General features: G+C 34.2%; 25 protein-coding genes. 5 read left to right on the top strand and 20 right to left on the bottom strand.

Features of this window, described 5'->3' with window-relative positions; genetic code table 11:
• Nucleotide 1: 1 nt before the first annotated feature.
• Genes truA through glmU form a run of 7 tightly spaced genes read right to left on the bottom strand, consistent with a single transcriptional unit; the run spans nucleotide 2 to nucleotide 6242 of the window.
• Nucleotides 2–718, bottom strand: coding sequence for a tRNA pseudouridine(38-40) synthase TruA (gene truA, locus DMB91_RS03715; RefSeq protein ID WP_034903067.1), 717 nt, complete (start codon nucleotides 716–718; stop codon nucleotides 2–4).
• Nucleotides 719–1744 carry an LptF/LptG family permease gene (locus DMB91_RS03710; RefSeq protein WP_034903066.1) on the bottom strand — a complete coding sequence of 342 codons (1026 nt, stop codon included), beginning with the start codon at nucleotides 1742–1744 and terminating at the stop codon, nucleotides 719–721. It abuts the gene before it with no gap.
• Entirely contained in the window at nucleotides 1728–2510 is a 783-nt protein-coding gene (locus tag DMB91_RS03705) for a prepilin peptidase (RefSeq protein ID WP_034903063.1), read from the bottom strand. Before DMB91_RS03705 ends, DMB91_RS03710 begins: the two co-directional genes overlap by 17 nt.
• Nucleotides 2507–3175 (bottom strand): polyprenyl diphosphate synthase, encoded by a 669-nt coding sequence (gene uppS, locus DMB91_RS03700; protein ID WP_034903060.1) that lies wholly within the window; start codon nucleotides 3173–3175, stop codon nucleotides 2507–2509. Before uppS ends, DMB91_RS03705 begins: the two co-directional genes overlap by 4 nt.
• A gap of 2 nt (nucleotides 3176–3177) precedes the next feature.
• Entirely contained in the window at nucleotides 3178–3795 is a 618-nt protein-coding gene (locus tag DMB91_RS03695) for a hypothetical protein (protein WP_034903057.1), read from the bottom strand.
• Nucleotides 3796–4953 (bottom strand): bifunctional phosphopantothenoylcysteine decarboxylase/phosphopantothenate--cysteine ligase CoaBC, encoded by a 1158-nt coding sequence (gene coaBC / locus DMB91_RS03690; protein ID WP_034903054.1) that lies wholly within the window; start codon nucleotides 4951–4953, stop codon nucleotides 3796–3798.
• Complete coding sequence (glmU, locus tag DMB91_RS03685; RefSeq protein WP_034903051.1) at nucleotides 4950–6242, bottom strand: bifunctional UDP-N-acetylglucosamine diphosphorylase/glucosamine-1-phosphate N-acetyltransferase GlmU; 1293 nt, start codon at nucleotides 6240–6242, stop codon at nucleotides 4950–4952. Before glmU ends, coaBC begins: the two co-directional genes overlap by 4 nt.
• Nucleotides 6243–6417: 175 nt before the next feature.
• Here glmU and fliP point away from each other — a divergent pair, with 175 nt between their 5' ends.
• Entirely contained in the window at nucleotides 6418–7155 is a 738-nt protein-coding gene (gene fliP / locus DMB91_RS03680; RefSeq protein WP_034903045.1) for a flagellar type III secretion system pore protein FliP, read from the top strand.
• Between the two features lie 383 nt (nucleotides 7156–7538).
• On the opposite strand, the gene DMB91_RS03675 is transcribed toward fliP, so the two are convergent.
• The 10 genes from DMB91_RS03675 to DMB91_RS03630 form a co-directional block, all read right to left on the bottom strand.
• The gene (locus DMB91_RS03675; RefSeq protein WP_034903043.1) at nucleotides 7539–7976 is read right to left on the bottom strand and encodes a hypothetical protein; all 438 of its coding nucleotides are present in this window, start codon (nucleotides 7974–7976) and stop codon (nucleotides 7539–7541) included.
• Nucleotides 7977–8519: 543 nt separating this feature from the next.
• Complete coding sequence (locus DMB91_RS03670) at nucleotides 8520–9434, bottom strand: EamA family transporter (RefSeq protein ID WP_034903041.1); 915 nt, start codon at nucleotides 9432–9434, stop codon at nucleotides 8520–8522.
• 28 nt (nucleotides 9435–9462) lie between these two features.
• Entirely contained in the window at nucleotides 9463–9864 is a 402-nt protein-coding gene (locus DMB91_RS03665) for a CoA-binding protein (RefSeq protein WP_052043146.1), read from the bottom strand.
• Nucleotides 9865–9879: 15 nt separating this feature from the next.
• Nucleotides 9880–11091: a threonine ammonia-lyase gene (ilvA, locus tag DMB91_RS03660; RefSeq protein ID WP_034903035.1), complete on the bottom strand. Its 1212-nt coding sequence runs from the start codon at nucleotides 11089–11091 to the stop codon at nucleotides 9880–9882.
• Nucleotides 11092–11198: 107 nt separating this feature from the next.
• The gene (gene trmA / locus DMB91_RS03655; RefSeq protein WP_034903032.1) at nucleotides 11199–12245 is read right to left on the bottom strand and encodes a tRNA (uridine(54)-C5)-methyltransferase TrmA; all 1047 of its coding nucleotides are present in this window, start codon (nucleotides 12243–12245) and stop codon (nucleotides 11199–11201) included.
• A complete protein-coding gene (locus DMB91_RS03650; protein WP_034903027.1) occupies nucleotides 12246–14051 on the bottom strand; it encodes a Na+/H+ antiporter NhaC family protein in 1806 nt (601 codons plus the stop codon).
• A complete protein-coding gene (locus tag DMB91_RS03645; protein WP_034903018.1) occupies nucleotides 14048–14803 on the bottom strand; it encodes an SDR family NAD(P)-dependent oxidoreductase in 756 nt (251 codons plus the stop codon). Before DMB91_RS03645 ends, DMB91_RS03650 begins: the two co-directional genes overlap by 4 nt.
• The gene (locus DMB91_RS03640; RefSeq protein ID WP_034903013.1) at nucleotides 14800–16032 is read right to left on the bottom strand and encodes an ankyrin repeat domain-containing protein; all 1233 of its coding nucleotides are present in this window, start codon (nucleotides 16030–16032) and stop codon (nucleotides 14800–14802) included. The genes DMB91_RS03645 and DMB91_RS03640 overlap by 4 nt, the downstream gene beginning before the upstream one ends.
• Before the next feature lie 89 nt (nucleotides 16033–16121).
• The gene (locus tag DMB91_RS03635) at nucleotides 16122–18668 is read right to left on the bottom strand and encodes a bifunctional aconitate hydratase 2/2-methylisocitrate dehydratase (RefSeq protein ID WP_034903012.1); all 2547 of its coding nucleotides are present in this window, start codon (nucleotides 18666–18668) and stop codon (nucleotides 16122–16124) included.
• Between the two features lie 118 nt (nucleotides 18669–18786).
• Nucleotides 18787–20037 carry a hypothetical protein gene (locus DMB91_RS03630; protein ID WP_052043145.1) on the bottom strand — a complete coding sequence of 417 codons (1251 nt, stop codon included), beginning with the start codon at nucleotides 20035–20037 and terminating at the stop codon, nucleotides 18787–18789.
• 143 nt (nucleotides 20038–20180) lie between these two features.
• Between DMB91_RS03630 and DMB91_RS03625 the strand changes: the two genes are divergently transcribed.
• The 4 genes from DMB91_RS03625 to DMB91_RS03610 all read left to right on the top strand — a co-directional run bounded on the left by DMB91_RS03625 (nucleotide 20181) and on the right by DMB91_RS03610 (nucleotide 24047).
• Entirely contained in the window at nucleotides 20181–20384 is a 204-nt protein-coding gene (locus tag DMB91_RS03625) for a hypothetical protein (protein ID WP_034903011.1), read from the top strand.
• Nucleotides 20385–20474: 90 nt separating this feature from the next.
• Nucleotides 20475–21848, top strand: coding sequence for an MBOAT family O-acyltransferase (locus DMB91_RS03620; RefSeq protein ID WP_034903004.1), 1374 nt, complete (start codon nucleotides 20475–20477; stop codon nucleotides 21846–21848).
• A 1-nt stretch (nucleotide 21849) separates the two neighbouring features.
• Nucleotides 21850–22863, top strand: coding sequence for a DUF459 domain-containing protein (locus tag DMB91_RS03615; protein WP_034903000.1), 1014 nt, complete (start codon nucleotides 21850–21852; stop codon nucleotides 22861–22863).
• Nucleotides 22860–24047 (top strand): GDSL-type esterase/lipase family protein, encoded by a 1188-nt coding sequence (locus DMB91_RS03610; RefSeq protein WP_052043144.1) that lies wholly within the window; start codon nucleotides 22860–22862, stop codon nucleotides 24045–24047. Before DMB91_RS03615 ends, DMB91_RS03610 begins: the two co-directional genes overlap by 4 nt.
• Nucleotides 24048–24104: 57 nt before the next feature.
• On the opposite strand, the gene DMB91_RS03605 is transcribed toward DMB91_RS03610, so the two are convergent.
• From DMB91_RS03605 to DMB91_RS03595, 3 genes are read right to left on the bottom strand one after another with little or no spacing between them, the layout of a single operon-like run.
• Nucleotides 24105–24860 carry an amino acid ABC transporter ATP-binding protein gene (locus DMB91_RS03605; protein ID WP_034902997.1) on the bottom strand — a complete coding sequence of 252 codons (756 nt, stop codon included), beginning with the start codon at nucleotides 24858–24860 and terminating at the stop codon, nucleotides 24105–24107.
• Between the two features lies 1 nt (nucleotide 24861).
• Nucleotides 24862–25518 (bottom strand): amino acid ABC transporter permease, encoded by a 657-nt coding sequence (locus DMB91_RS03600; protein WP_034902995.1) that lies wholly within the window; start codon nucleotides 25516–25518, stop codon nucleotides 24862–24864.
• Complete coding sequence (locus tag DMB91_RS03595) at nucleotides 25511–26158, bottom strand: amino acid ABC transporter permease (RefSeq protein ID WP_034902991.1); 648 nt, start codon at nucleotides 26156–26158, stop codon at nucleotides 25511–25513. Before DMB91_RS03595 ends, DMB91_RS03600 begins: the two co-directional genes overlap by 8 nt.
• Between the last annotated feature and the right edge of the window lie 51 nt (nucleotides 26159–26209).

Here is a 26209-nt window from a genome sequence, read left to right as displayed (position 1 = left end):
TTTAATAACTTATGGAGCTTAGATATAGTCCATTTGCTGGAGCTAAAATTCGGCTTGATATAGCTTTAGCCTCAATTTGATCTTGTAAATCTTTAAGAGTTATTCTACCTTCTAGCACCTTTAGCACAGCAGCAACACTAAGGCGGATTTGAGCTCTTAAAAAGCCATCGGCTTGAAAATAAAAGATCGTATAATGCCTAAATACATAAGCTTTTGCCTGAAACATCGTTTTAATAGTATTTTTATCACTTTGCTTTTGAAAATACACAAAGTCATGCTTGCCAAGAAATAAGCTTAAAGCAAGATTAGCCTTTTTTAAATCTATCTTTGGATAAAAAGTGCAATATGGGCTTAAAAATGGGTTAAAGTGGGCATGATTAAACACATAGCGATATGCCCTTTTTTGAGCATCAAATCTTGGTTGAAAGCTTTGGGGCACTTTATAGATAGCTTTTATATCTAAATTTGGGCGAGCGAATTTATTGATTTGTTTTTTAAGATACTCAAGATCGCTAAAATGCTCGCCACACTCCACGCTTGCGACATTTCTTAAGGCATGCACACCCTTATCTGTGCGAGAAGCAAATAAAGTTTGGCTAGAAATACCAAGATGAGCTAAAGCCTGTATTAAATGATCTTGCACGCTATTTTTGTGAGGCTGAATAGCTGATCCTTGAAATTTTGAGCCATCATAAGCTAAGATAAGTTTAAGTTTCACTTAATACCTGCTAAGAATTTTAATTTTAAAATACAGCACAGAAGTAAGCAAAAAGAGCAAAAATATCGCAATTACAGCAAGTAAAGGTGGTTGATAAAACACACTTAAAGCCCCAAAATAAAGTGCAATCACCCCAAAAATTCCAAAATACACAAAACCCTTTTCATAGCGGTAAGTTACCAAGCCAAAACACAAAGCAAAAAAGGTGCTAGCCACTGGAAAAAGAGCGATAAGCACATAAATAACAAATTCTTTTGCTTTTTTTTCATTTGAGTTCATATCATTCCAATACTTATAAAAAGGTTCTTTGTTTGTATCAAAACCGCTGAGTAAGGTATTGACAACTAAAGTATCAAAATGTCCCAAATACCAAGTATTGTTCTGTTCAAAGCTATATACCTTGCCATCACTTAGCTTAAACGCAAGGCTTTGATCGACTCGATCAAGCACGCCTTCTTTAGCGATGATGAGCTGTTCTTTAGGATTTGCTTCAGTGTTTGGGTGATACATGATGATATTTTCATACAAGCCTTGATTTTCTTTTTCTATAAACACGAGCCAATCTAAAAATTTCTGCCCAAATTCACCGGTTTTAAGATTAAGTTTTACTTGAGTTTTCTTAAAATCCACAAAATTACTCTGTAAAGAAGCTGCTACTGGGATAAATACCAAAGCAATTACAAGCATAAAAGCGCTGATCAAACAAGCGATTTTTAAGAAAAAATAGCCTATTTCTTTGGGCGAGAAACCAAGTGCAAAGCACACTATACTTTCATTTTCCCTTGATAAACGATATAAAGCTAAGGTTAAAGCGATAAAAAAACTTATGGGCAAGGTAAAAATGAGTATGCGAGGAATCATAAAGCTATAGAGTTTTAAAAAATCCAAAAACGAAATTTCAATACTTGCTGTCAAACGTGCAAGCTGGATAAAAAATACCATAGAAACGATGAGAAAAAGCACTAAAAAAAGCGATAAATTTGTACTTAAGAAGTGATTTAGGCTGTATTTATAAACGAGTTTCATAATACTTTTCCATAAAAAAAATACACACAAAAGCAAAGCTAAAAAAAGGCATCATCGCAAGTTTTGGTTCTTGTTGTCCTTTAAGCTTTAAGATAAGTAAAAAAGGTAAGGCTAGGCAAGCTGCTAAAAAAATCATCAAAAAACCAAGCTTAAAGCCTAGTATTCCTCCTAAGGCTGCTACGATTAAAACATCAGCCTCGCCCATACTCTCAAGCACCTCGTTTTGCTTTTTAAAATTTATCACAAGACTTACAAAGCTTTTAAGCAAAAACATAAAGCCAGCAAACACTAAAGCACAAAGCAAAAAACCTTGCCCGAAATGATCAAAAAAGACTAAGTTAAATAGTTCTTCACTTTTAAAACCAAGTAAAAAAGCACACATAAACGCCAGCCACAGCAAAAACTCAGGCACACTTAAAAGATAAAAATCAATCAAAGACAAAAGCAAAAGCACACTTAAAAGTAAAATAAGCACAAGAAATTCACTTAAATTTGAGCTAAAAACAAAGGCAAGTGCAAAAAGTAAAGCAGATAAACACTCCATTATCAAAAGCTCATAAGGAATTTTAGCTCCACAAAAACCACATTTTCCTTTTAAAAATACAAAAGAAAAAAGAGGGATTAAATGATACAATTTTAAGTCATTTTTACATGCAAGGCAAAAAGATCTAGCCTTAAAAAGTGGGATTTGAAAACAAAATCTTTGAGCTAAGGCAGCTAAAAATGAGCCTATGCAAAGTCCAAAAATTCCTATCAAAACTATCATTTACCAAAGGTTCTTTCTCGTTTTTGAAATTCTTTGATGTTTTTTTTAAATTCTCTTTTAGTAAGTCCTGGAAAAAGGGTATTGCTAAAACAAATTTCAGCATAAGCACACTGCCAAAGCAAGAAGTTTGAAAGCCTTTTAGCGTCCCCTACCCTTAAAAGCAAATCTACATCTAAAGCCAAGTCTAAATTTGCACTGATATTAGCTTCATTTGGCTCTAAGCCTTTTTCAATACACCTTTTTACTGCACGCACTATTTCATCTTTTGAACCATAGCTTATAGCCAAATTTACACATAAAAGCGTGCAATTAGCTGTTAATTCTTCAGCTCTTTTAATCTTAGCCTGCAAATGAGGCTCAAGACGGCTTAAATCCCCAATAGTCCTTAATCTAACATTGTTTTGAATAAAACGTTCAATGCTTTCATCAAGCACCTTTTCAAGCAAGTTAAAAATAAATTCAATCTCATCTTTTGGACGAGCCCAATTTTCAGTGCTAAAGGCAAAAAGGCTCAATTCTTTGATGCCTTCTTCAACGCAAACTTGCATTAATCTTTCTATGGTTTTTAGTCCTCTTGAATAACCAAGTTTTGCTAAAAAACCATTTTGCCTTGCCCAGCGCCTGTTGCCGTCCATTACCACTGCAAGATGATTGAGTGTATTCATTTTTATCCTTTAAAATCAAGCCGTTTTTTCACTTCAAAAAGAGCCGTGAGCTTAGTTTGCTGAAAAGTAGCAAATCCTAAATGTTTGCTCAAAAAATTCGCCACCTTAAAAAAAGGTGTATAAAGCTTTACGCCCTCTTCTTCAATGATAAGCTTTAAGCTTCCAAATACGCTAAAATACAAATAAAGTTCGGTTTTTTTTGCTCCCACCCTAAGCTGAAACAAACAAGTCTTATCTTCAAAAACAAAGGGGATATGATAAATATTTTCATAGCTTGCAAAAAGCATAGCCTTAAAAAGCTCAAAACTTGCCTTATCTTTAGCATTGATTAAATTTTCAATTACAAAAGCCTTAAAATCAAAATCTTGTTCTAAAAGCCTTAAAATAAGCTCAAGCCCCTCTTCATAGTATATAAGTTCTGGCTTTTGAGAAAGATTTTTAAAAGTTATTACACCACCTTTATCTGTATAAAGTTCAGCTAAATACTCAGCCCCCACAATAAGATCAATATGACTTTTAGTGCTGACTTTTTTATGATTTAAAAGCAAGATGTAATTATTATATCCTATTTTTTCAAGCACTTTCATTTGCACTGGCAAGGTTGCATTAATCATACTCATTTATAAGCCTTTACACAAATGAGCGATCTCAAAAGCGAGTTTTTCTTTATCCTTAAAATCAAGCTTTACGCTTTCATCCTTAAAGAAAAGCTCAAATTCGCTTTTTTGGGAGCCAAACTCGGCCCTGCCTTTGCTAAGTATATTTAAACATACCATATCAAGTTTTTTTTCTTTAAGCATATCTTTAGCATTTTTAAGGGCATTTTGTTTATCAAACTCCATTTTAAAGCCTATTTTTTTACCCTTAAATTCACAAGTTTTAAGCACATCAATATTTGTTTTTAAATGCAAATCAAGTCCTTGTGGGTGATCTTTTTTCTTTATCTTACCCTTAAAATTTTCACACACAAAATCACTTACCGCAGCTACCATAAACAAATAATCCTCATTTTTATAAGCTTTTAGCAAATTCACAAGTTCTTGTGAGCTTTCAAAGAGCTTTAACTCATAAGGGGTATCAAAATGCACCGAGCTTAAAAACTTAACCTTAGCTCCTAAAAAATAAAAAGCATCAGCTAAAGCCTTAGCCATTTTTCCACTTGAAAAATTACTAATGCACCTTACCTCATCGATCTTTTCTTTAGTGCCTCCGCCTGTGATAAGCACGCTTTTATCTACCCAAAAATCTTGTTTTAAAAGCATTCTTTTGCTTTCATTAAAGATAGTTTGCACTTCAGCTAAAGCCCCCACGCCCTCATCTTTGCAGGCTAAAACTTTTGAAATGGGCTTGATAATAAGGGCTTTGTTTTGCTCTAAAAGCCTTAAAGAATTTTGAGTGCTAAAATGCAAATACATAGCCGTATTTGCAGCAGGAGCGATGATAAGAGGAGCTTTTGTAGCGATTAGGGTTTGGATAAAAAGCGTATCGGCTATGCCTAGGGCAAGTTTGTTAATAGAATTTATACTTGCTGGAGCAAAAAGGATAAGATCACAATCCTTACTAAAAGCGATATGATTTTTATCATTCTCCCAGCTTTCATTTAAGCTACATAAAACCTCATCAGCTAAAGCCTCAAAGCTCATAATACTAGCAAATTTAAGCACACCATCGCTAAGTAAAACCTTGACTTTAAAGCCTTCTTTTTTAAACAAAGAAATAAGCTCATAAGCCTTATAAAAGGCTATGCTTCCACTTACGGCAAGTAAAATCGTTTTCATTGAAGTCCAAATTTTTTATAAAAAAAGTCTTTGACTATCTTTTTTTCAGCTCTATTGATAAATAAAGCTCCCTTTGGCACGCATCCACTTACACTACTACCAGCAGCTATAATAACTTCATCTTCGATCTCAACAGGAGCGATGAGCTGAGTGTCTGATCCTATGAAAACTTTTTTACCTATGATGGTTTTGTGTTTTTTAAGCCCATCATAATTACAAGTGATAGTTCCACAGCCCACATTTGTGCCCTCATTTATCTCACAATCGCCCAAATAACTTAAATGCCCAGCTTTTACACCCTTAAGTTTGGCATTTTTGCACTCTACAAAATTACCAATGTGAGTATTTACAAGCTCGCACTTTGGACGCAAGTGTGCTAAGGGTCCTAAGTCCGAGTTAATCACAACACTATCTTCAATCACACTTGAGCTTTTAATAATAGAGTTTTCAATCACGCTTTTACCCTCAATACGCACATGTTCATAAATTTCGCATTCTCCTTTAAAAACAGCCTCACAGCTAATAAAGCTTGAGCTAGGATTATGAAAAATCACGCCTTGTAGCATAAGCTTTTTTTTGATACGTTCTTGTAGCAAAGTTTCAGCCACACTCAATTCAAATTTATCATTTACGCCCATAAACTCAAGCTCATCAACAAAACAAGCTTTCACGCTAGCATTTAAGCTCTTAGCCAAAGCAATAGCATCAGTTAGATAATACTCCTTTGCAGCATTTTGGTTTGAAATTTGGGGCAAAACTTGAGCAAGAATTTCACTTTTGATCACATACACACCACTATTGCAAATGCTAATTTGCTTCTCGTTCTCACTTGCGTCTTTAAATTCGACGATTTTTTGCACTTCATCATTTTTAAGCACCACTCTGCCGTAGTTTTTTGGCTCTTTACTCTCAAAGACAGCTACCCCAAAATCAGCTTTTAAATCCCTCATTTTTTCCAAACTTTTTTGAGTGATTAAAGGCATATCTCCACATAGCACTAAAAGTCTTTCATATTTTGGTGTATAGCTCTTTAAAGCTCCTGCGGTTCCAGGATAATGTTCTAAGTCTTGAGTAAAAAAACGCACATTTTCAAAGTCTTTGCAAATTTCTTCTTTAATGAGCTCTTTTTGATGAAAAAGCACTACGCTAATATCATCGCTGATTGCAAAAGCTTGTTTAAGTATATGAAAGATCATAGCTTTGCCACTTAAACTTTGTAAAACTTTAGCCTTATTTGACTTCATTCTTGTCCCAAGTCCAGCTGCTAGGATAACGACAGAAATGCTCATTATATTTCCTTGAAAAATTTCTTATATTGTAGCAAGTTAAAGTTAAAAAGGCTTGATTTTGGGATGTAAAATAGACATGAAATTTTTGAATTTATCTTGATTTTTGCACATTTTTAACCCAAATTTCAGTGATGAAATTCTATAATCAGCTTTTAGATTAAAACAAGGCTTCATTTTGAAAATTATCTCTTTGCTTTTTTTGCTTGGCTCTGTTTTATTTGCTGCTCCTGAAGCAACTATACCGACCGTAAATTTAAGCCTAAGTGCACCAAATAGCCCACAACAGCTCGTTACCGTGATGAATATCATCATCGTTTTAACCGTGCTTGCCCTAGCTCCTACCATAGTTTTTGTGATGACTTCTTTTTTAAGACTTATCGTGGTATTTTCTTTTTTAAGACAAGCCTTAGGCACCGCAACCATGCCACCAAATGCCATACTTTTAACCTTTGCTTTAGTGCTTACCTTTTTCATCATGGAGCCAACAGCAACAAAAGCTTATAATGAGGGCGTGCGTCCTTATTTAGCTGAGCAGATAGGATATGAAGAAGCCTTTAATAGAGCAAGTCGCCCTTTTAAGGACTTTATGCTTAAAAATACAAGAGAAAAGGACTTGGCTTTATTTTACCGCATACGAAACCTGCCAAATCCTCAAACTATCAATGATGTGCCCTTAACCATCATCGTGCCAGCCTTTGTGATCTCTGAGCTAAAAACAGCCTTTGAGATAGGCTTTTTGATTTACTTGCCTTTTTTGGTTATTGATATGGTGATTAGTTCAGTTTTAATGTCTATGGGTATGATGATGCTTCCACCTGTGATGATTTCGCTACCTTTTAAGCTACTCATATTTGTACTTGTTGATGGCTGGAATTTACTTGTGCAAAAACTTGTCGAAAGCTATATGCTCTAAATTTTTGTGCCTTTTGTGTGTCTTGCATTTAATATATGCTTAACTTTTCTAGTAATCGTTGTTTTCTGCAAGTATATTTGTAGCGACAAACATTCCTGACTCTCAGCTTATCTATACTTGGGGCTATGGCAATGTAAAATTTTATCATAAAGAAATTTAAAAAGGGACTAAAACAACTTAGTATCTTATCAAAACATCATTACTTGTATCTGTATGTTATGTGATATCATGACTCGTAAAGCTAATCTAAGAAAGATAGATTTTGGTATAGTATTTGATAAAGAAAAAACAGTATTCAAAGACAATGTAAAAGAGAATATAGTAAAATTCTATACACTATAAAAAATAAAAAGAGATACTAGAGGTATATACCTCTAGTAATATTAATTTCCGTTTTTCATTGCTCGTTCTGTTTCTCTTTTCATTTGGTTTAGCATATCTTGATCAAATTCATCTCCGTACATATAATCGATTACCCATTTATTACGGAATTCATCTGTTGACATAACGCCAGTAAACCATCTGCATTTTGGACCATTAGTTACGAACTCTTTAAGATTACTACAATACCATTTCTTAACGTCTTCATAATAGTCTTTGTATGCTTTAATATCGTTTTTTGCTCTAGCTACTTCATCTACAGCTGTTGTGAGATCCATTACGTCTCCTGATCCACCTGTAGCACCATTTAATACATTAACTATATGCGTATGAGCATCATCCCAATCACCATTTAAACTTGCTCTGGTCAACTCTTTATATAAAACAGCAATAGCATAAAAGTAATCTTTATACTCTCTTTTAATATCTATCGAAAGCATCTGCAAATGCTAAACCTGTTAAAAGCACACTACTAAGTAGTAACTTCTTAAACATGTTTAATCCTTTTGAAAGTATTTAACATAGAATATATTATTCTATGTTAAATAAACTAAATTTGTTATAAAGAAATTTAAAAAGGAACTAAAACTTCATTACTATCTTTAATTTTCTAAGCAAACTTAGTGCCGAAAGAAGAGCTTCAGCGTTAAATGTGGCAAAAGGCTTTATGGAGCAGGGAAATGAGAGCTTTTCAAAAAGCTTTGAAAGAATGGAGTTCTTCAGATACTCTAAGCGATACAGAAAAATCAGCTTATAAAGATTTGTAAGCATTTTGCCTCATCTGCATCTATGACATAATAAGTGTAATCTTTTGAATTTTTAGTTGAATTTATACGCCTTGCTATAGCCATTATTTTTCCTTGTTTCCTATCCTTAATGGTTGTGTTACTGTAGCATAATAACTTAGAAAAAGCAAAAAATCTCTTAAATAAACATTAAAAATAATAAAAAATTTTATTTGTCAAACTTTTAGCAAAACTATATTATAACTTTATTTTATTTAAATTTTCGTCTATTTTTTCATAATGCTTGATAATTTTATAATGAATCCACAAAGAAAAAAACATTAAAGCTATGCCTATACTTATACGTACAAGTTCAGCTGTGCTAAAATAAACTTGTTTTTCTGGGAAAAAAAGCCAGATTAAAAGGGCATTTGCTAGCACAGCAGCTGGTATAAGAGCATTATTCATAATGGCAAGCACCCCGCTATCTACCATAGTCGCACCCTTGTTCCACCAAAAATATCCAAGCCCAGAGGCAATAAACCCAAGATAGATCAAAACAGCCCAAGAGCTTGCACTTTTTGGTAAATTTGAACTATCTCCAAGTGTAAAAAAGGCTAAACCAGCAATGAGACTTGCTCCTAAGTGAAAATACCCAAAAATACTTTTTTGATCCTTAATAGGCTCTTTTTCAAGCACTATTTTATAAAGACTTTGAGCTGTGCCAAAGACTAAATTTGCACCTTGAATGAGTAAAAAGCCGATGAGAAAATTTGAGCTTAATTCATTTGCTTTAATAATATAAGCTCCAAGCACACAAATACTTATACTTAAAAGATAAAAGGCTCTAAAACGACTCGAAAACAAATCATAAATCAAACTCACATAAAAAGGTGTAAAAATGGTAAAAAGAGCCACTTCAGCCACATTTAAATACAAAAAAGAATGATAATAAAATATATACATAATGCCAATTTGCAAGCCACCAATACCCATAAATTTAAGCTTTAAAGAGTTTTTGCACTGCCAATTCAAAAAAGGCAAAAACACCAAAAAAGCCAAAAATACACGCATAAAAATAGCAAAAAAGCTATCCATTTGTCCGCTGATAAAATACCCTATGAGGGGAAAAGAAAAAGCCCAAATACAAGTAACAATGATAAGATAATTCATAAGTTACTCATTTTTAGTTCAAAATTCTTTATATACAAGCTCTTTTTTCAAGCTCAATTTTCATACACCTATCTTGAACAAAATAAATTCCAGCCTTTTTGCATTCTTCTTTGACCCTTTCATTTGTGATACCAAGTTGAAGCCAAAAGTTTTTAATGCCTTTTTTCTTAACGATAGGTAAAAGCTCATCTGCAAACTCGCCCTTTCTAAACATCAGCACCAAATCCACTTTTTCATTTATATCCTCAAGACTAGGCACAGCAAGTTTATCAAAAAGCATAAGTTCTTTTGGATAAATAGGAAAAATCTCAAAACCATGCTCTTGCAAGCATTTGCTTACATAATGACTTGGCTTACTCTCATCTGGACTTAAGCCCACAACGGCAACTTTTTTGCAATTTTTTATGATATGTTCGATATTTTCTTGCATTTTCATTTCCTTTCTTTAGCTGTTTTCGCTAAAAATAAAGCCTTTGGAGTGTAAAATTTGCCTCAAGCTTTCTTGGTGTTCTTTGCCCTTAGTTTCAAGTGTAATGTTAATCATAGCATCACCATAATTAAGCTTAGTTGAAAAGCGATCATAATCGATTTTAATGATATTTGCTCCAGCTTCTTTTAAGGCTTCACTAAGCTCTAGTAAGGCTCCAGGTTTATCTACAAGAGTAACTGAAATGAGCATTTTGCGGTGGGCTTTAAAAAGCCCTTTTTCTATGATGATATTAAGCATTTGCACATCTATATTGCCACCACTTAACACTACACCTACTTTTTCATTGTTTTTAAACTCAATCTTGTGCTGAAGTAAGCTTGCTACACCCACAGCTCCAGCACCTTCAACAATGATTTTATGTTTTTCAAGCAAGAAAAGCACAGCTCTAGCAATTTCCTCATCATCAAGCTGGACAAACTCATCAACACTTTCTAAGATAAGTTCTAAATTGACCTTATGAGCGTCCCGAACGGCTATGCCATCAGCTATGGTGCGAACGGATTTTGAGTTTTTAATCTTTTTTGCTTTAAAGCTATCATACATTGCAGGAGCACCTTTTGCACTTGCTGCTATAATTCTTATCTTTGGATTGATTTGTTTTGTAGCACTAGCTATGCCCGAGATGAGCCCACCTCCGCCAACAGGCACGATTATGGTGCTTAAATCACTGACCTCATCAAGCATTTCAAGAGCAAGCGTGCCCTGTCCAGCCATAACCTGCTCGTCTTCAAAAGGATGTATGAAACTAAGTTTGTGTTCTTTGGCATATTGCACAGCAAAGCTATAAGCTTCATCAAAATTGTCCCCTTTCAAAAAAACTTCAGCACCTAAAGCTCTTGTGGCTGAGACCTTAAGAAGGGGAGTTGATTCAGGCATGATGATGATGGCTTTGGCGTTAAATTTTCTTGCAGCTATAGCTACGCCTTGAGCGTGATTACCAGCACTTGCTGCTATTACTCCAGCTTCTAGGGCTTTTTCATCAAGATTTGCGATTTTATTATAAGCTCCTCGTATCTTATAAGCTCCAGTAAGTTGCAAATTCTCATTTTTAAGATAAATCTTTGCCTTGCAAATTTCACTGAGCTGACTTGAGTAAGTAAATGGTGTTTTTATGATAAAATCAGCGATTTTTTGCTTAGCTTGATAAATTTTGTTCAGCTCTATCATTTTTTTAATATTCCTTTTTACTGAAAAAAAATCATAGCCTTATTTTGCTTAAAATTTGCAAAAAATATAAGTTTTATTTTAGCTTTAAATAAAATTTCAAAGCTAAATTATTTTCTTTCTAAAATCACCCCGCATTCAAGATGAGGAGTGTGAGCAAATTGATCAAAGATTGCAAAATGCTTGATCTTATGGCTTTTGCTTAAAACATTAAGATTATCTTTAAGCGTAAGTGGATTGCATGAGATATAAATGATATTTTTAAAGCTAGGGATAAATTCCAAACTAAGCTCGTCAAGCCCAGCTCTTGGAGGATCAACAAAGACATGAGAGAACTCAAATTCATCTAAGTTTATATGTCTTAGCCTAAAAAATGCTCTTTCTTTTTTAAAAGCTTTAATAAGTTCTTGGCTTGAAAGGCGGATAAAATTTATATTTTGACTTTGATTAAGTTTGCAGTTTTGAAGGGCAAATTCTATATTTTTCTTTGAAATTTCACTGGCTAAAACTCTGTGAAAAAGCCTTGAAAGGGGCAGGGTAAAATTTCCATATCCACAATAAAACTCTAGCAAATCGCTTTTATTATCTTTTTTGACTTTGTTTATTACCCAAGAAATCATAGTTTCATTCATGAAAGTATTTGGCTGGACAAAACAATCATTGCTAAAGATATATTCAAATTTATATCCATTTATATCAAGGCTTTGTCTAAGCTCTTCATGACCAAAGACAAGTTTTTTGCCCTTGCATCTTGTGATGATATTGGTATTTAAATCCTTGCTAAGCTGATCGAGTTCGTCTTGGAGCAAATTGATGTCTGTATGATAAAGCAAGGTTATGCTAAAGTCTTTTTTTGTACTTAAAAACTCTACGCCAAAAAGCTTATTTGAAAGGATTTTGCTAGCGTTTAAGCACACAAGCAAAAGAGGCATAAAACTTTGAATTTGAGGCTCTACAAAGTCAAGGCTTTGAATTTTTATCTTTTTCTTGCCTTCAAAACTTGCATAGCTTAAGCCGAGCTCGTCTTTATAAAAAACAAGTTCGACTCTGTTTCTATAAGCTTTTGAATGATTTTGAAATTCTTCGATCTTAAGATCATTTAAAAATTCTTTAAAAAGTTCTTTTGCAAACTGACTTTTTTGGATAAAATCAGACATTTACACCTTTTTGCCAATAAATCTTAAAAGCAAGATCATAACTACAAGTCCTAAAATAAGACTTAGCCAAACATTTAAACCAAAACTCACAGGCAAATACCCACAAAGTATGCTTATAACACAAACGCTAAGTGCATAAGGCATTTGCGTTTTAACATGAGCAAGTAGCTCACAACGACTTCCCATAGATGAAAGTATGGTAGTATCAGAAATTGGCGAGCAGTGATCGCCAAAAATCGCACCGGTTAAAACAGCTGAAATATTTATGACCATATAATGATGAAGTTCTGCTCCGCTTAAGTCATTGTGAAAGCCAACAGCAGCAGCAAGTGGTATGGTAAGAGGCATTAAAATTCCCATAGTTCCATAACTTGTTCCGGTTGAAAAAGAAATGATAGAAGCAAGTAAGAACACAGCTGAAGCTAGCACAAAAAGTGGTGTGGTGCTTGAAAGAAGTTCGATAAGGTATTTTGAAGTGCCTAAGTCTTTGATGGTTGAAGCTAAACTCCAAGCACACAGCAAAATGATAACTGTCATTATCATAGTCCTCCAACCATGAGTCCAAGTCGCTATACCTTCTTTTAAAGTCCAAATTTTACGCCAAATTCCCATGATAATAGCCACTATAGAGGCTAAAAGTGCGGCTTGAAAAAGCACCACAGAAGCATCAGCTGCCCCAAAAGTCTCACGTAAGGCAAAAAGACTTAATGGACTTGCGTTAATCTGTGCTTTTAAAGCTTCATCTTCAATGGCATTATAGCCACTAAAATAAAAGCCCACAAAAGCAAAAATAACCAAGATAAATAAAGGTATAAGGGAATTACTTGTTTTAAGGGCGATATGCTCTTTTGGCTCTAAAAGTTTGTCTTCTATATTATCAATTTGCTCATGTCCATGCGAAAATTTGCCTGCCCTTGCATTAAGTTCAGCCTTAAGCATAGGACCAAACTCACGCCCCATAAAGATAGTCAGCAAAACAAAAACGAGCATAAAAAGATTGTAAAAGCGGTAAGGCAAGGTTTGCACAAAAATTTCAAAAGCATTCAGCGAAGCTCTATCAACCCCAAGAGCTGTAAAAATTTCAGCCGAATCAATCAAATCATATCCACTTCTAATCAGTGAAACTTCAAGCCCTATCCAGGTAGAAATGATAGCAAGCCCTGTAATAGGAGCAGCTGTTGCGTCCATGATAAAGGCAAGTTTTTCGCGACTTACTTTAAATTTATCAGTAACTGGACGCATGATAGGTCCAACTATCAAAGAATTTGCATAATCATCAAAAAATACAAAACACCCCATACACCAAGTAGCAAATTGTGAGCTTTTAGCCTGTTTTGCTTTTTGAGAAAGCCACAAAGCCACAGCCTTAGTGCCTCCGCTTTTTGTGATTAAGGCTACTACCCCGCCTATGGTTAAAACTTGTAAGATAATGCCAGCATTTCCAGCACTTGCCATAGAATTTAAAAGTTTAAAAACAAGTCCGGTAAAAGCACCTATGGTAGAATGATACAGCATAGCCCAAAAGCCTACTTCAGCTGAATTCAAAGAAGTTTGATTTGCAAGCTGAGCATTTAAAAGTGTAGCTTCACTGCTAAGCCCATTTTGTACCAGTGCAAGCATAAAGGTGCCAGTAAAAGCTCCTAAGAAAAGCGATAAAACCACATCTTTACTTATAAAAGCAAGAGCGATAGCAACAATAGGTGGCAAAAGCGTAAAAATGCCAAAAATATGGGCATTTTGACTTGCTAAATCAGGAGTTTGAGCGATTGCAAAAAGTGGCAAAAATAAGAAAAATACAACTTTCATAGGGCTTGACCTTTTTCTACAAAAAGCCCGTTCCAAGTCTGTGTTACAGGCATGAGTTCAAGCTCGTTGATATTGATATGATCGGGCAAGGTTAGTATAGAGCAAATGACTTTAGCTATATCCTCAGCACTTAAATACTTAGTATTTTCATACAACTCATCAGCTTTTTTCTTATCGCCCTTAAAACGCACCTCGCTAAATTCGGTTTTGCAAAGCCCAGGAGCGATATTTGTTACTTTGATATTTGAACCTCTTAAGTCATTTCTTAAAGCGAGTGAAAACTGACGCACAAAGGCTTTGGTGCCACAATACACATTGCCACCAAAATAAGGATTTACCCCAGCAACTGAGCCAAGATTAAAGATATAAGCACTTTTTTGCTTTCTTAAAAGCGGAATTATTGCCCTTGCCACATATAAAAAACCTCTGATATTTGTATCTACCATAGTTTCTATATCCTCAAGAGCAAGTTCGTCAAATTTTTGTGTCTCAAGGGCTAAGCCAGCATTATTAACAAGTATATCTATAGCCTTAAATTCGCTTGGTAGATTCTCTACTGCTTCAAAAACAGCTTCTTTATCCCTTACATCAAGGGCTATAGTGTGGATTTGTTCTTTAAATTCCCTTGCGAGCGTCTCAAGTCTTTCTTTGCGTCTTGCAAGAGCGATGATCTTAAAGCCATCTTTGGCTAATGCCCTAGCTGTAGCTTCTCCAAAGCCAGAACTTGCTCCTGTGATAAATGCTGTTTTCATTCTAAAGTTCCTTCATAAAATAAATTTGCGTTTTCTTTTAAGCCTAATGTTTTAAGATAGGCTATGTTTTCATCTTTGTGTGCAAGTATAGCAAAATCAAGTGCGTTAAAACCCAAATCATCTTTTGCATTTATATCTGCTTTATTAGCGATTAAAAGCTTTAGGATATTCACATCTGCATAGCTTGCTGCGTGCATAAACACATTTTTTGAAGTATGCTCAAGTGCACAAAGCGTGATATAATAAGGCGTATTACCGCTTATAGCTAATTTCTCGTTATTATTGATATATTCTGCATTGACATCAGCCCCTTTTTCAAGCAAAAGCTTGACAATATTTTCTTGATTAAATTCTACTGCATAAAAAAGAGGAGTTTTGCCAAAAGCATTGCTTGCATTAACATCAGCCCCTTTTTGAATAAGAAATTGCGTATTTTCATAGCTTTCAAGAGCAAAAAATAAAGCACTTTCATAACCCTCATTTATCTTCGCACCAAATTGAATCAGCTCATTAATGATGCTTACATCTCTCTTGCTTAAAAGTGCGGTTTGCAAGGCTATGCTAAGATCAATATCGCTTGGTTTATTTGCATAAATATAGCCTTGAATTTGTCTTAAACCTTTACTTTTATCAATAATGAGTTTTTGAAACTCACTAATATCTTTAAAGATTTTCGTCTCACCTACAGCCCAAAATAAAAACTCATCTGCAGCTTTTTGTGCATAAATTCCAGCATCTTGTGCGTTCATCTTGTGCGTTTTTATAAAAAAATCCATAAAGGCTTTCTTGGCTTTTTCAAACTCTTCATTAAATGCACGGTAAAGCCTGAAATTTCCTATACTTTGATATGCCCAGTAACGAAAATATGCTTGGAATTCGTCTTTTTTGTCTGCCAAATATTTTGGCACTTGATACGAACTTGGATCAAGAGCAAGTTGGGCGAGCAAAAGATGAAAAGAGTCAAGACGAGCAAAATAATGAATTCCTCCACAAGAGCTGTTATTGCCTCTGATTTCATTGCTGAGCTCATAAAGTCTTTTACTAAAGGTTTGGTTTTTAAAACTTTTTTCACAAGTTCTTAATGTTTCTATGAACGTAGTATTAAGATCAAAGGCAGAGCGATTATTTGCGATTTGAAAGAGACTTTTATCCTGCTCTAAAAGCTCACAATCTGCATACGCATTAAAAGTAAAAACCGCACAAAAAAGAAAGAAAAATAAAAATCTCAAAAAATCCCCTCAAAAACTCATATTTTAAGGCAAAAGCCTTAAAATACTGTATTGCTTATAAACAAAAGTTAATTATAGTCAAAGTTCTCTTAATCCACAAGCTCAAAATCCTGAATCTCATTAAAATTAAGATATTTGTAAATTTCGCTTTTCTTGCTATCATCAAGCTTGTCTTTAACAAGTTCGAGATATTCACTCACATTTGGTAAGCGTCCTAGTAAGGCACAAACAGCAGCTAGTTCAGCACTGCCAAGATATACTTGTGCACCTATACCCATTCTATTATCGAAATTTCTAGTTGAGGTTGAAAATACTACAGCTCCATCAGCTACTCTAGCTTGATTACCCATGCATAGTGAGCAACCCGGCACTTCTATCCTTGCTCCAGCAGCACCAAATACACTATAATACCCTTCAGTGCTAAGTTGTGCTTTATCCATTTTTGTTGGTGGCACTACCCAAAGCCTCGTATCTATCATACCTTTGCCTTTTAAAATTTCACCCAAAGCCCTGTAATGCCCTATATTTGTCATGCAAGAGCCAACAAAAACTTCATCTATGTGTTTTGGACGTTTGCTATCAGCTAAAACTTCGCTTAAGCTTGCTACATCATCTGGATCATTAGGGCAGGCTAAAATAGGCTCTTTGATATCATTTAAGTTGATCTCGAAGACATAAGCATATTTTGCGTCTTTATCAGCCCTTAAAAGCTCTGGTTTTTCAAGCCATTTTTTCATCTTTTCAGCTCTTCTTGCAAGGGTTTTTTTATCTTCATAACCTGCTTGTATCATGGCTTCTATTAAAGTAATGTTTGATTTAATATACTCACTTACGCTTTCTACGCTAAGATCCACACAACAAGCAGCTGCACTTCTTTCAGCTGAAGCATCGCTTAATTCAAAGGCTTGTTCGACTTTTAAATTTGGCAAGCCCTCTATTTCTAAGATTTTACCAGCAAAAATATTTTTCTTACCTTGCTTAGCTACTGTTAATTGTCCTTCTTTAATCGCATAATAAGGTATAGCATTAACCAAATCCCTTAAAGTAACTCCGGGTTGAAGTTTCCCGCTAAAACGCACTAAAATGCTTTCAGGCACATTTAAAGGCATAGAACCAGTTACAGCAGCAAAGGCGACAAGCCCACTTCCAGCAGGAAAAGAAATGCCTATAGGAAAGCGGGTATGAGAGTCCCCTCCAGTGCCAACTGTATCAGGCAACACAAGGCGGTTAAGCCAGCTGTGAATGACTCCATCACCCGGCTTTAAGCTCACACCACCACGACTTGTTATGAAATATGGTAAAGTTTTATGTAAATTTGAATCACTTACCTTTGGATAAGCTGCGGTATGACAAAAACTTTGCATAACCATATCAGCATTAAAGCCAAGCGAGGCAAGCTCTTTGATCTCATCTCTTGTCATAGGTCCGGTTGTATCTTGAGAACCAACGGTTAAAGCCATAGGCTCTATATACATACCCGGACGCACCCCATCAACCCCACAGGCTCTACCAAGCATTTTTTGTGCTAGAGTATAGCCTCCGCTTGAGTTTTGAGGTTGTTCAGGCTTAATGAAAATTTGTTCTGTTTCTAAGCCTAGAAATTCTCTTGCCTTAGCACATAAACCACGTCCTATGATAAGTGGGATTCTTCCACCAGCCCTTACTTCATCATAGATAGTATTTGGGCTAAGTTTAAATTTAGCTATGACTTCGCCATTTTTGATAATTTCGCCCTTGTAAGGATGAATTTCAAACTCATCACCCATTTCAAGCTTACTTACATCACATACTATAGGCAAAGCTCCGCTGTCTTCAGCTGTGTTAAAGAAAATTGGCGCTATGGTTGATCCCATGACTACGCCAGCTGTGCGTTTGTTTGGCACACCTTTGATATCTTTTCCCATATGCCATTGTATAGAGTTTATGGCTGATTTTCTACTAGAACCTGTGCCTACGACATCACCTACATACACAACTTCGCGTCCGCTTTTTTTAAGCTCTGCTATCTTTTCAAGGCTTCCGGGTTGGCGGTTTTTAAGCATAGCTAGAGCATGAAGTGGGATGTCACTTCTTGTAAAAGCATCCCCTGCTGGACTTAAATCATCAGTATTAGTTTCTCCTGGCACCTTAAATACTACACACTTGATAAGTTCAGGAAGTTTTTCTCTTTTTTCAAACCAAGTTGCATTTGCCCAGTTTTCTAAGACTTCTTTAGCATAAGCATTGTTTTTACTCAACTCGCAAATGGTGTGAAAATCATCATGCACAAAAATGATATTTGAAAGCACTTTTGCAGCTTGCTTGGCTGTGTCATCTTGTTTTAAAGCTTCGATTAAAACCTTGACATTATAGCCTCCAAGCATAGTTTCAAGCATATCTAAAGCCTTTGTTTTATCGATAACTTTACAGCTGATTTTTGACTTTAAAATTTGATCCAAAAACTCACATTTAATCAAAGCTGCATCATCAACACCCGGATTAACTCGGTTTTCAAGTAAAAAAGCTAGTTCCTCGCTTGGTTCATCTTGTAAAGCTTTGCAAAGTGCCTTTGTTTGCTCTACGCTTAAAGGAAGGGGCGAAATGCCTAAGCTTTCCCTTTCTTTTGCATTTTCTTGATAATCTTTGATAAAAGACATTTTCAAACTCCTTAATTTTTTCTTTTAATTGTAACGATAAAAAGAAAAATTTTTCTTGAAATTTAAGAACTTCTTTGTCTTTTATTACAAAAACACACAAATTAAAATTAAAATGTATTTATTTGCAAGTATTTTTGTAGCCGTTTTTAATCCTCCTTAACTCAAAGAAAAATTTCACATATCCTCCTTTATACCAAGCCTTACTTGCTTTTATCAAAGCTTCTCCCAACTTATAACTTAAATGCTCTTTTGCTTTTATAGCTTCGTGATAATCTTCACAAGTTTGCAAAGGTGGAAGTTTTAAATTTGGATTTATTTTGATTTGTTCTTGATAGAGTTTTTGAGTTTTTTTGTGTTTGCTTTGAATCTTCAGTAAAGTAAAAGGTAAGCTTATAATACCTCTTGCATTTTTTGAGTTTTGTATCATTGCTAAGCCAAGTTTATATGAAAGTGTGTTTTGAATTCTTTCCTTAGCTCCTTTTGGTTTAAAAATTTCTAGTTTTTGAAGTTCTTTAAATTCTAAGTCTTTAAAGGCTATTTTGCTCTCATCTTTATATAATTTGCATTCACTAATATCACTCTCTTCAAACAAAGCAAAACGATTTTTTTCTGTGTTGTTGTAGATATAATCATACACAAATTCTAGTTTTTGTAAAGCTGTATCCATACTTTCTAGTTCTTTTTCTATTAAGGCTGGATTTAAGAATTTTTCTTTTTCGAAGGTGAATTTGAAGTCTTCGGTTTGCATGGTTATATGCTGCTTGGTTTGAACTTTACCCCAAGCACACGGATCTAACCTACTCCAAAATATTTCATTTTTTATAAATTGACTTGGATTTCCTGCATAAATTGAATTGGAAAACTTTTTGCCAGAATTTACACTTTTTGCTCCCAAAATGCTTCCACTTGCTACAACACAACCTTTTAAAATCGCACTTTCTTGTCCGCACCACACATGATCACCTATATAAATGCTTTTACTGAAATTATTTCTTGCATAAGTCTTGCTATTAAAAATCAAGTGATAATCGCAGGTGCTTAGCCAAATTCCCCAAGAATACATAACATCATCGCCTAAAATGATATTTTTACCCTCATGTACTCGAAAATCTACACCATTGCTTGTGCTGTTTTTGCCTATATAACAAAGTCCATGCGAATTTAGAACAAAGCTTCCATATAACCAACCACCATTCCCTGAAATAAACAAAAGTGTATTGTCTCCATAAAAAGTTGCATTAACATTTGCACTTTCTGCGGCAAAGAAAAGTATATTATCCCGTCCTTTAAATTCAAATTTAAGATTTTTTTGCTTGCTTAAATCCCCGTAAATGATATTATTTTTCTCATCTTTTTGAAAAGTTATCATAAATATTGTCCCCGCCCCATACTTAATGTTTGAAAAATAAAGTCCTAAATTTACCCTTTTTTACTTTAAAATATCCTAAATTTACCTTGTTGTATTTTAAAGCTAAAAAATATATGCTTGTGTAAAAATTTTTGGAAAAAGTGATGACTCAAAGAGATTTAGCAGGCAGACTTGATATCAATGTCAAAACCTTACGCAAATGGAAAAAAGATCGTCCAAGAGTATATGAACTTTTAATGCTAGGACTTGAAGCTGAAAATATGCTTAAAGAATTACGGCAAAATGTACAAAAATTTGAAGAGCTTTTATACAAGCACAGCGAAAAAGAAGCAAGACAAAAGTCTTAAAATTCAAATCCTTAACCCCATTTTAAGCCAAAATAAGCTAAAATCAGAGCTTAAATTTATAAATTCAAACACACTCAAAAAAAGGTAGAAATGACTTATTTTTCTTTAGAATTCGCACTAATGTTTTGTGCTTTTTTTGTGCTGCATTGGTGTTTTAAAGAAAGTTTTCGCATACAAAATATATTCATTTTAGCATTTAGCTATATAGTATATATTTTGATGAATCCTTATTTTGTTCTTGTGCTTTTTGTTTATACCTTTTTTATTCATTATTTTGCTTTGTTGATTTTTGTGCGTCAAAAAAGATATATTTTTGCTACTTGCATTTCTTTTGTGGTTTTAAATTTATGTTTTTTTAAGTATTTTACAAGTATTAAAGATAGCTTTGATCAATTTTTGGAGTTTTTTGGTTTTGAGTATTTAAACTCTGATCTTATTTTTCCAGTAGGCATTAGCTTTTATACTTTTGCTTCGATCACCTATCTTGTGAGCGTTTATAAAGAACATAAAATCGAAACTTTTTTAAATTTAGCCACTTATCTTTCTTTTTTTCCGACTTTATTAGCCGGTCCTATCATGAGAAGTGAGTTTTTTTTCAAACAAATTCATCAAAAAAAGGAATTTTCAAATGGTGATTTAATCATTTTCTTGCTCGTCTTGGGCATCATTAAAAAGGTATTAATCGCTAATTACTTAGGCATTTACTCTAAAGAAATTTTAGCAAATCCTAGCACGCATAATTTCTTAGAGCTTTTGTGTGCGATATATGCTTTTAGCGTGCAAATTTATTGTGATTTTAGCGGTTATGTAAATTTGGTTACAGCTTTTGCTTTAATGCTTGGCTTTAACTTGCCTAAAAACTTTGATATGCCCTATCTTTCAAAAAACTTAAAAGAATTCTGGAACAGATGGCACATTTCGCTTTCAACCTTTATAAGAGATTATATTTATATCCCTTTAGGCGGAAGTAAAAAAGGGCGTATGCGAACTTATGTGAATTTATTGATCGCCTTTGCACTTTCTGGAATTTGGCATAATAACACTATTAATTTCTTATTTTGGGGACTTTTGCACGGGCTTGGGGTGGTATTTTTACATTTACCATTTGTGCAAAAGTTAAATTTGCAAAAAATTCCATATCTGGGTAGTTTTTTAACCTTTCATTTTGTGGCTTTCGCGTGGATATTTTTTTATTATCCAAGTTTTGATAAAGCGTTTGAATATCTCAAAGCCTGCGTGGATAACTTCTTTTTTGAGCTTGAATACAAGGATATTTATATCTTTGCGTCCTTTGTGGCTTTGTTTATCATCTATCCTTTATTTGTGAATTTTCAAAAACATTGTATGCGAATTTTACATATCACACCTTTGTTTTTAAAACCTATTTTGCTGGCTTTAATCTTGCTTATAGTTTTTGCTTTTATGCCAAATGGAATACCTCAATTTATTTACGAGAGTTTTTAAGATGAGAATTTTTAGATTTTTCTTTGTGATACTAAGCACTTTTTTCATTGTTACTTTTGTAATGAATAAAAGCATAGCTTCGTATCTAGAGCAAAAATACCACTTACACATAGCTTTTCAAAATGATATTTTAGATGAAGCAAACGGCTTTAAAGTAAAGCTTGAACAAATTCGAGCTGTGCTAAGCAATGATACTCAAGCCTTGTATTATGGCTCTTTGAGTGAATTTAATACCAATGATATAAATGATATAAACGTAAGTTCTAATGAAGCTTATCTTATCGGTGAATTTGATGAAAACATAAGCAAAATAATGCTTGATTCTGATGAAAACATAAGCATACAAAGCCCTGATGCGAACTTAAGACTCATTCCAAGCAAACTTGTGATCCAAAAAGGCGAAGAGTTCTTGCTGATAGGGGATTCTTTAATGCAAGGCGTAGCTTTAGCTTTGACAAGAGATTTAAGCAAACTTAAGATCAAAAGCACAAATTTAAGCAAACAAAGTACGGGTTTAAGCTATAAAAGCTATTTTAACTGGGCAAGTGCAATTCAAGCAGCATTTGTGGAAAATAAAAACTTAAAGTATCTTGTTGTCTTACTTGGTGCAAATGATCCTTGGGACATTAAATTTGAGGGTAAGTATAAAACCTTTAACAGCGAACAATGGCGTGAAATTTATGCCAGTCGTGTCGATGAGATTATCAAAATCGCCAAACTTCACAATGCTAAGGTTTTATGGTATGAAATTCCTCCAGTGAAAAAAGACAGCCTCAATGAAAAAATCAAAATCTTAAATGAAATTTATCGTAGTGAAAACCTTAAAAATAATGAAATTTTCATTCAAACAACGCAAGCTTTAAGCGAAGATGGCAAGTATTCAAGCTATATTAGAGATGAAAACAATAAAAGTATTAAAGTTAGAGCTGATGATGGCACGCATTTTAACATAAAAGGTGCGAAACTTATGTCCGAGCTTTTGTTTGAAAAGCTTGATACAAACGAGCTTAAATGAAAAAAATCTGCTTCTTTCTTTTGTGTGTTTTTGGGCTTTTTTTTATCAACGCTTGCGTGTATATGAGTGTGCCAAAAAGCATACGAGTAAGCCAGTCTATCGGCAAAAAAGAGCTTTTAAACAAGCCAAGATCAGCTTTAATTAGCTTTGCAAGCTCAAATGATCTTGAACGTTTAAAAGGATATCTTAGCGATAAAAAAAACTTGAAAATTCGTATTTTTGGCGACTCTCACATGGCAGCTGATTTTTTTTCAAGAGAGCTAAGAAAAATGCTAATACGAGTCAATGCCATAGGCTTTAGCTACCCTTTACAACCCAAATACCAACATAATTTAATGTTAAATTATGAAAGCAAGGGCTTTGAGCTATATAATTCTAAAAACGATAGCACGCAAAACTACGCCTTAGGCGGTATAAGTATAAAAGCCTTAAGAAAAAATGCTTTCGTAAAACTTAGCTCAAATCTCAAAGAGCAAAATTTCAAATTTGGCGTCATTTTTGAAAGCAAAAGCAAAAAAGAAGCCTTTATACTCAAAGACTCTAAAGGCAAAACTTATACACTCAAAACAACGCACTCTGGGCTTAACTATAAAGAATTTAACAATATACATTTTCCTATCAGTATCTATGCCCTTGAAAAAGGGGTAAATCTAAATGGCTTTTTTATCTATAATGAAAAAAATAATCTTATACTTGATACACTTGGCATTAATGGTGCAAGATCTGATTTGTGGCTTAAGTGGGATCAAAAAGCTTTACCAGTGCAATTAAATATAATAAAGAGCGATTTTATCATACTTGCGTATGGTTCAAATGATGTTTTATTGGGAAATTTCAACAAGATTAAATTTAAAGAAAATTATAAAAATTTCATTGCTATGCTCAAACAAGCAAATCCTAATGCCGTGATTTTGCTGATCTCTCCACCAAGCATTACACAAAAAATCGCTAAAGATTATCAACTTTCAAACGATTTTTACCCAGTAAGAGATGCTATTTACGAACTTGCCAAAGAGCAAAAACTCTTGCTCTTTGATATGCATAAATTTATGCAAGAAAGTGGAGGTAAAGACTTGTGGATAGAGCAAGGATATTCAAAAGAAGATGTGCATTTAAGCGTGCAAGGTTATGAGCTTATGGCGGATAAGTTTTATAAGGATTTAAAAGCTTTGTTGCAGTTTTAAATGTTAAATAGGCTGTGTGTTTTTATCGCTTTGCTCCGCACAGCTTTTTGCTTTTGATTATTCACTATGTTTGCTATCTGCACGAAAATCAAATAAATTTAAAAATTTCCTTGCTCTTTGGGTTTTGGGTTGGGTAAAAAACTCTTCTGGGATTGAAATTTCAACGATTTGTCCAGCGTCCATAAACACTATCTTATCAGCCACAGCCCTTGCAAAGCCCATTTCATGTGTAACTATAAGCATACTCATACCATCTTTTGCTAAATTAAGCATAACATCAAGCACCTCACGCACGATTTCTGGATCAAGGGCAGCTGTAACTTCATCAAAAAGCATAAGTTCAGGGTTCATACACAAGCTTCTTACTATAGCAATGCGTTGTTTTTGTCCTCCGCTAAGCTCTCTTGGATAAGCCTTAAGTTTATGTGCTAAGCCCACTTTTTCAAGCCAAGTAATAGCCTCTTGTAAAATTTCTTCTTTTTTGCGTTTTTGCACTTTTAAAGGAGCTAAAAGCAAGTTTTGCTCGACATTTAAGTGATCAAAAAGCTCGTAAGATTGAAATACCATACCAACTTTTTGACGAATCTTTTGCCAATCCTTAAAATTTGTATCAATTTTTTCTTTATCGATATAAATTTCTCCACTTGCTATACTTTCAAGCCCATTAACACAGCGTAAAAGCGTGGATTTGCCACATCCACTAGGTCCTAGTATTACCACGACCTCTTTTTTATTTACACTTAAATTTATATCTTTTAAAACATGGTGTGAGCCGTAGTATTTTTGCAAATGGCTGATCTTTAAAATTTCCATTTTAACTCCATTTTTTCTCTAAAATTTGAGAATACCAAGAAAGCGGATAACATAATAAAAAATATATAAAAAATATTATACCATAAATGACAAAAGAAGCATAAATATTGCTATGATGAAGCTCGATGATTTGTTGCCCTACTTTAGCAAGCTCCACCGCTCCGATTAAAAAAGCAAAAGTTGTGCTTTTGATCATCCTGGTAAGCAAATTTATACTTGCTGGAGTTAGGCGTCTAAGGGCTTGAGGTAAGATCACAAAAGCATAAAGCTCGTAAGTATTTAAAGCAAGGCTAATAGCTGATTCGTATTGATGTTTTGGTATGCTTTGTAGGGCAGCTCGCACCAAATCCATCATTTCAAACACGCCCCAAATACTAAATACTAAAATCGCTGCACTCACTGCACTTAAATTCAGTCCAAACCAACGCGATAAGCCAAAATAAATCACAAAAAGCCACACGATTAAAGGCATAACGCGTATAAACTCAAGGCAAAATCTACAAAATGCGTTTATAAAAGGATTTTTAAGATTATACAAAACGCCCATAAAAAGCCCACCTACAGAAGAGATGATGATACTAACAACAGAAATTTCTAAGGTGATCAAAAGTCCTTCAAGTAGTCTTGAAAAGGTATTTAAAGTAAGTAACTCAAGCATAACGCAACCTTTTTTCAAGATAGCTTAAAAACAAAGACAAAGGCAAAATTATACATAAATAACTCACAAAAAGCATAAATAAAAGCTCATCTGTCTTATAAGTGAGCGAATTTAAACTCGTCATTGCATAAACTAGATCAGGCAAAGCAATGATAGTAACAACTGAAGTTTCTTTAAACAAAAAAATGGTATTTGCACTAATACTAGGCATAGCCACGCTCAAAGCTTGAGGCAAGATCACAAAGCGAAATACCTGATAAGGGCTTAAAGCCAAGCTTAAAGCTGCTTCAAACTGCTGTTTTTTCACCGCTTCAATGCCAGCTCTTAAGCTCTCTGCCATATAAGAACCGCCCAAGAATGAAAGCCCTAAAACCGCACAACTAAAGCTCTCAAGCCCAAATCCAAGCCGTCCAAGCCCATAATACAAAAAGAAAAGCTGAATAAGCAGAGGTGTATTTCTTGAAAACTCTATATATACTCTGCAAATTTGACTTAAAAGTTTCAATTTAAAATACTGCACCAATACACAAAAAAGACCTATACACAAAGAAAACAAAAGCCCCAAAACAAACACCTCAAGTGTAAGTAAGGCCGCATTTGCAAAATTTGGCGTGTATTTGAGTATAAAATCAAAATCCATCTTTTTCCTCTTAAAAATTTTTCAAGGCTAATTTTAGTCTAAATAAGTTAA

The organism is Campylobacter sp. MIT 97-5078 (assembly GCF_006864455.1).
Classification (GTDB): Bacteria; Campylobacterota; Campylobacteria; order Campylobacterales; family Campylobacteraceae; genus Campylobacter_D.
The sequence above is the reverse complement of the archived record's forward strand: the minus strand, read 5'-3'. Positions and strand labels throughout refer to the sequence as shown.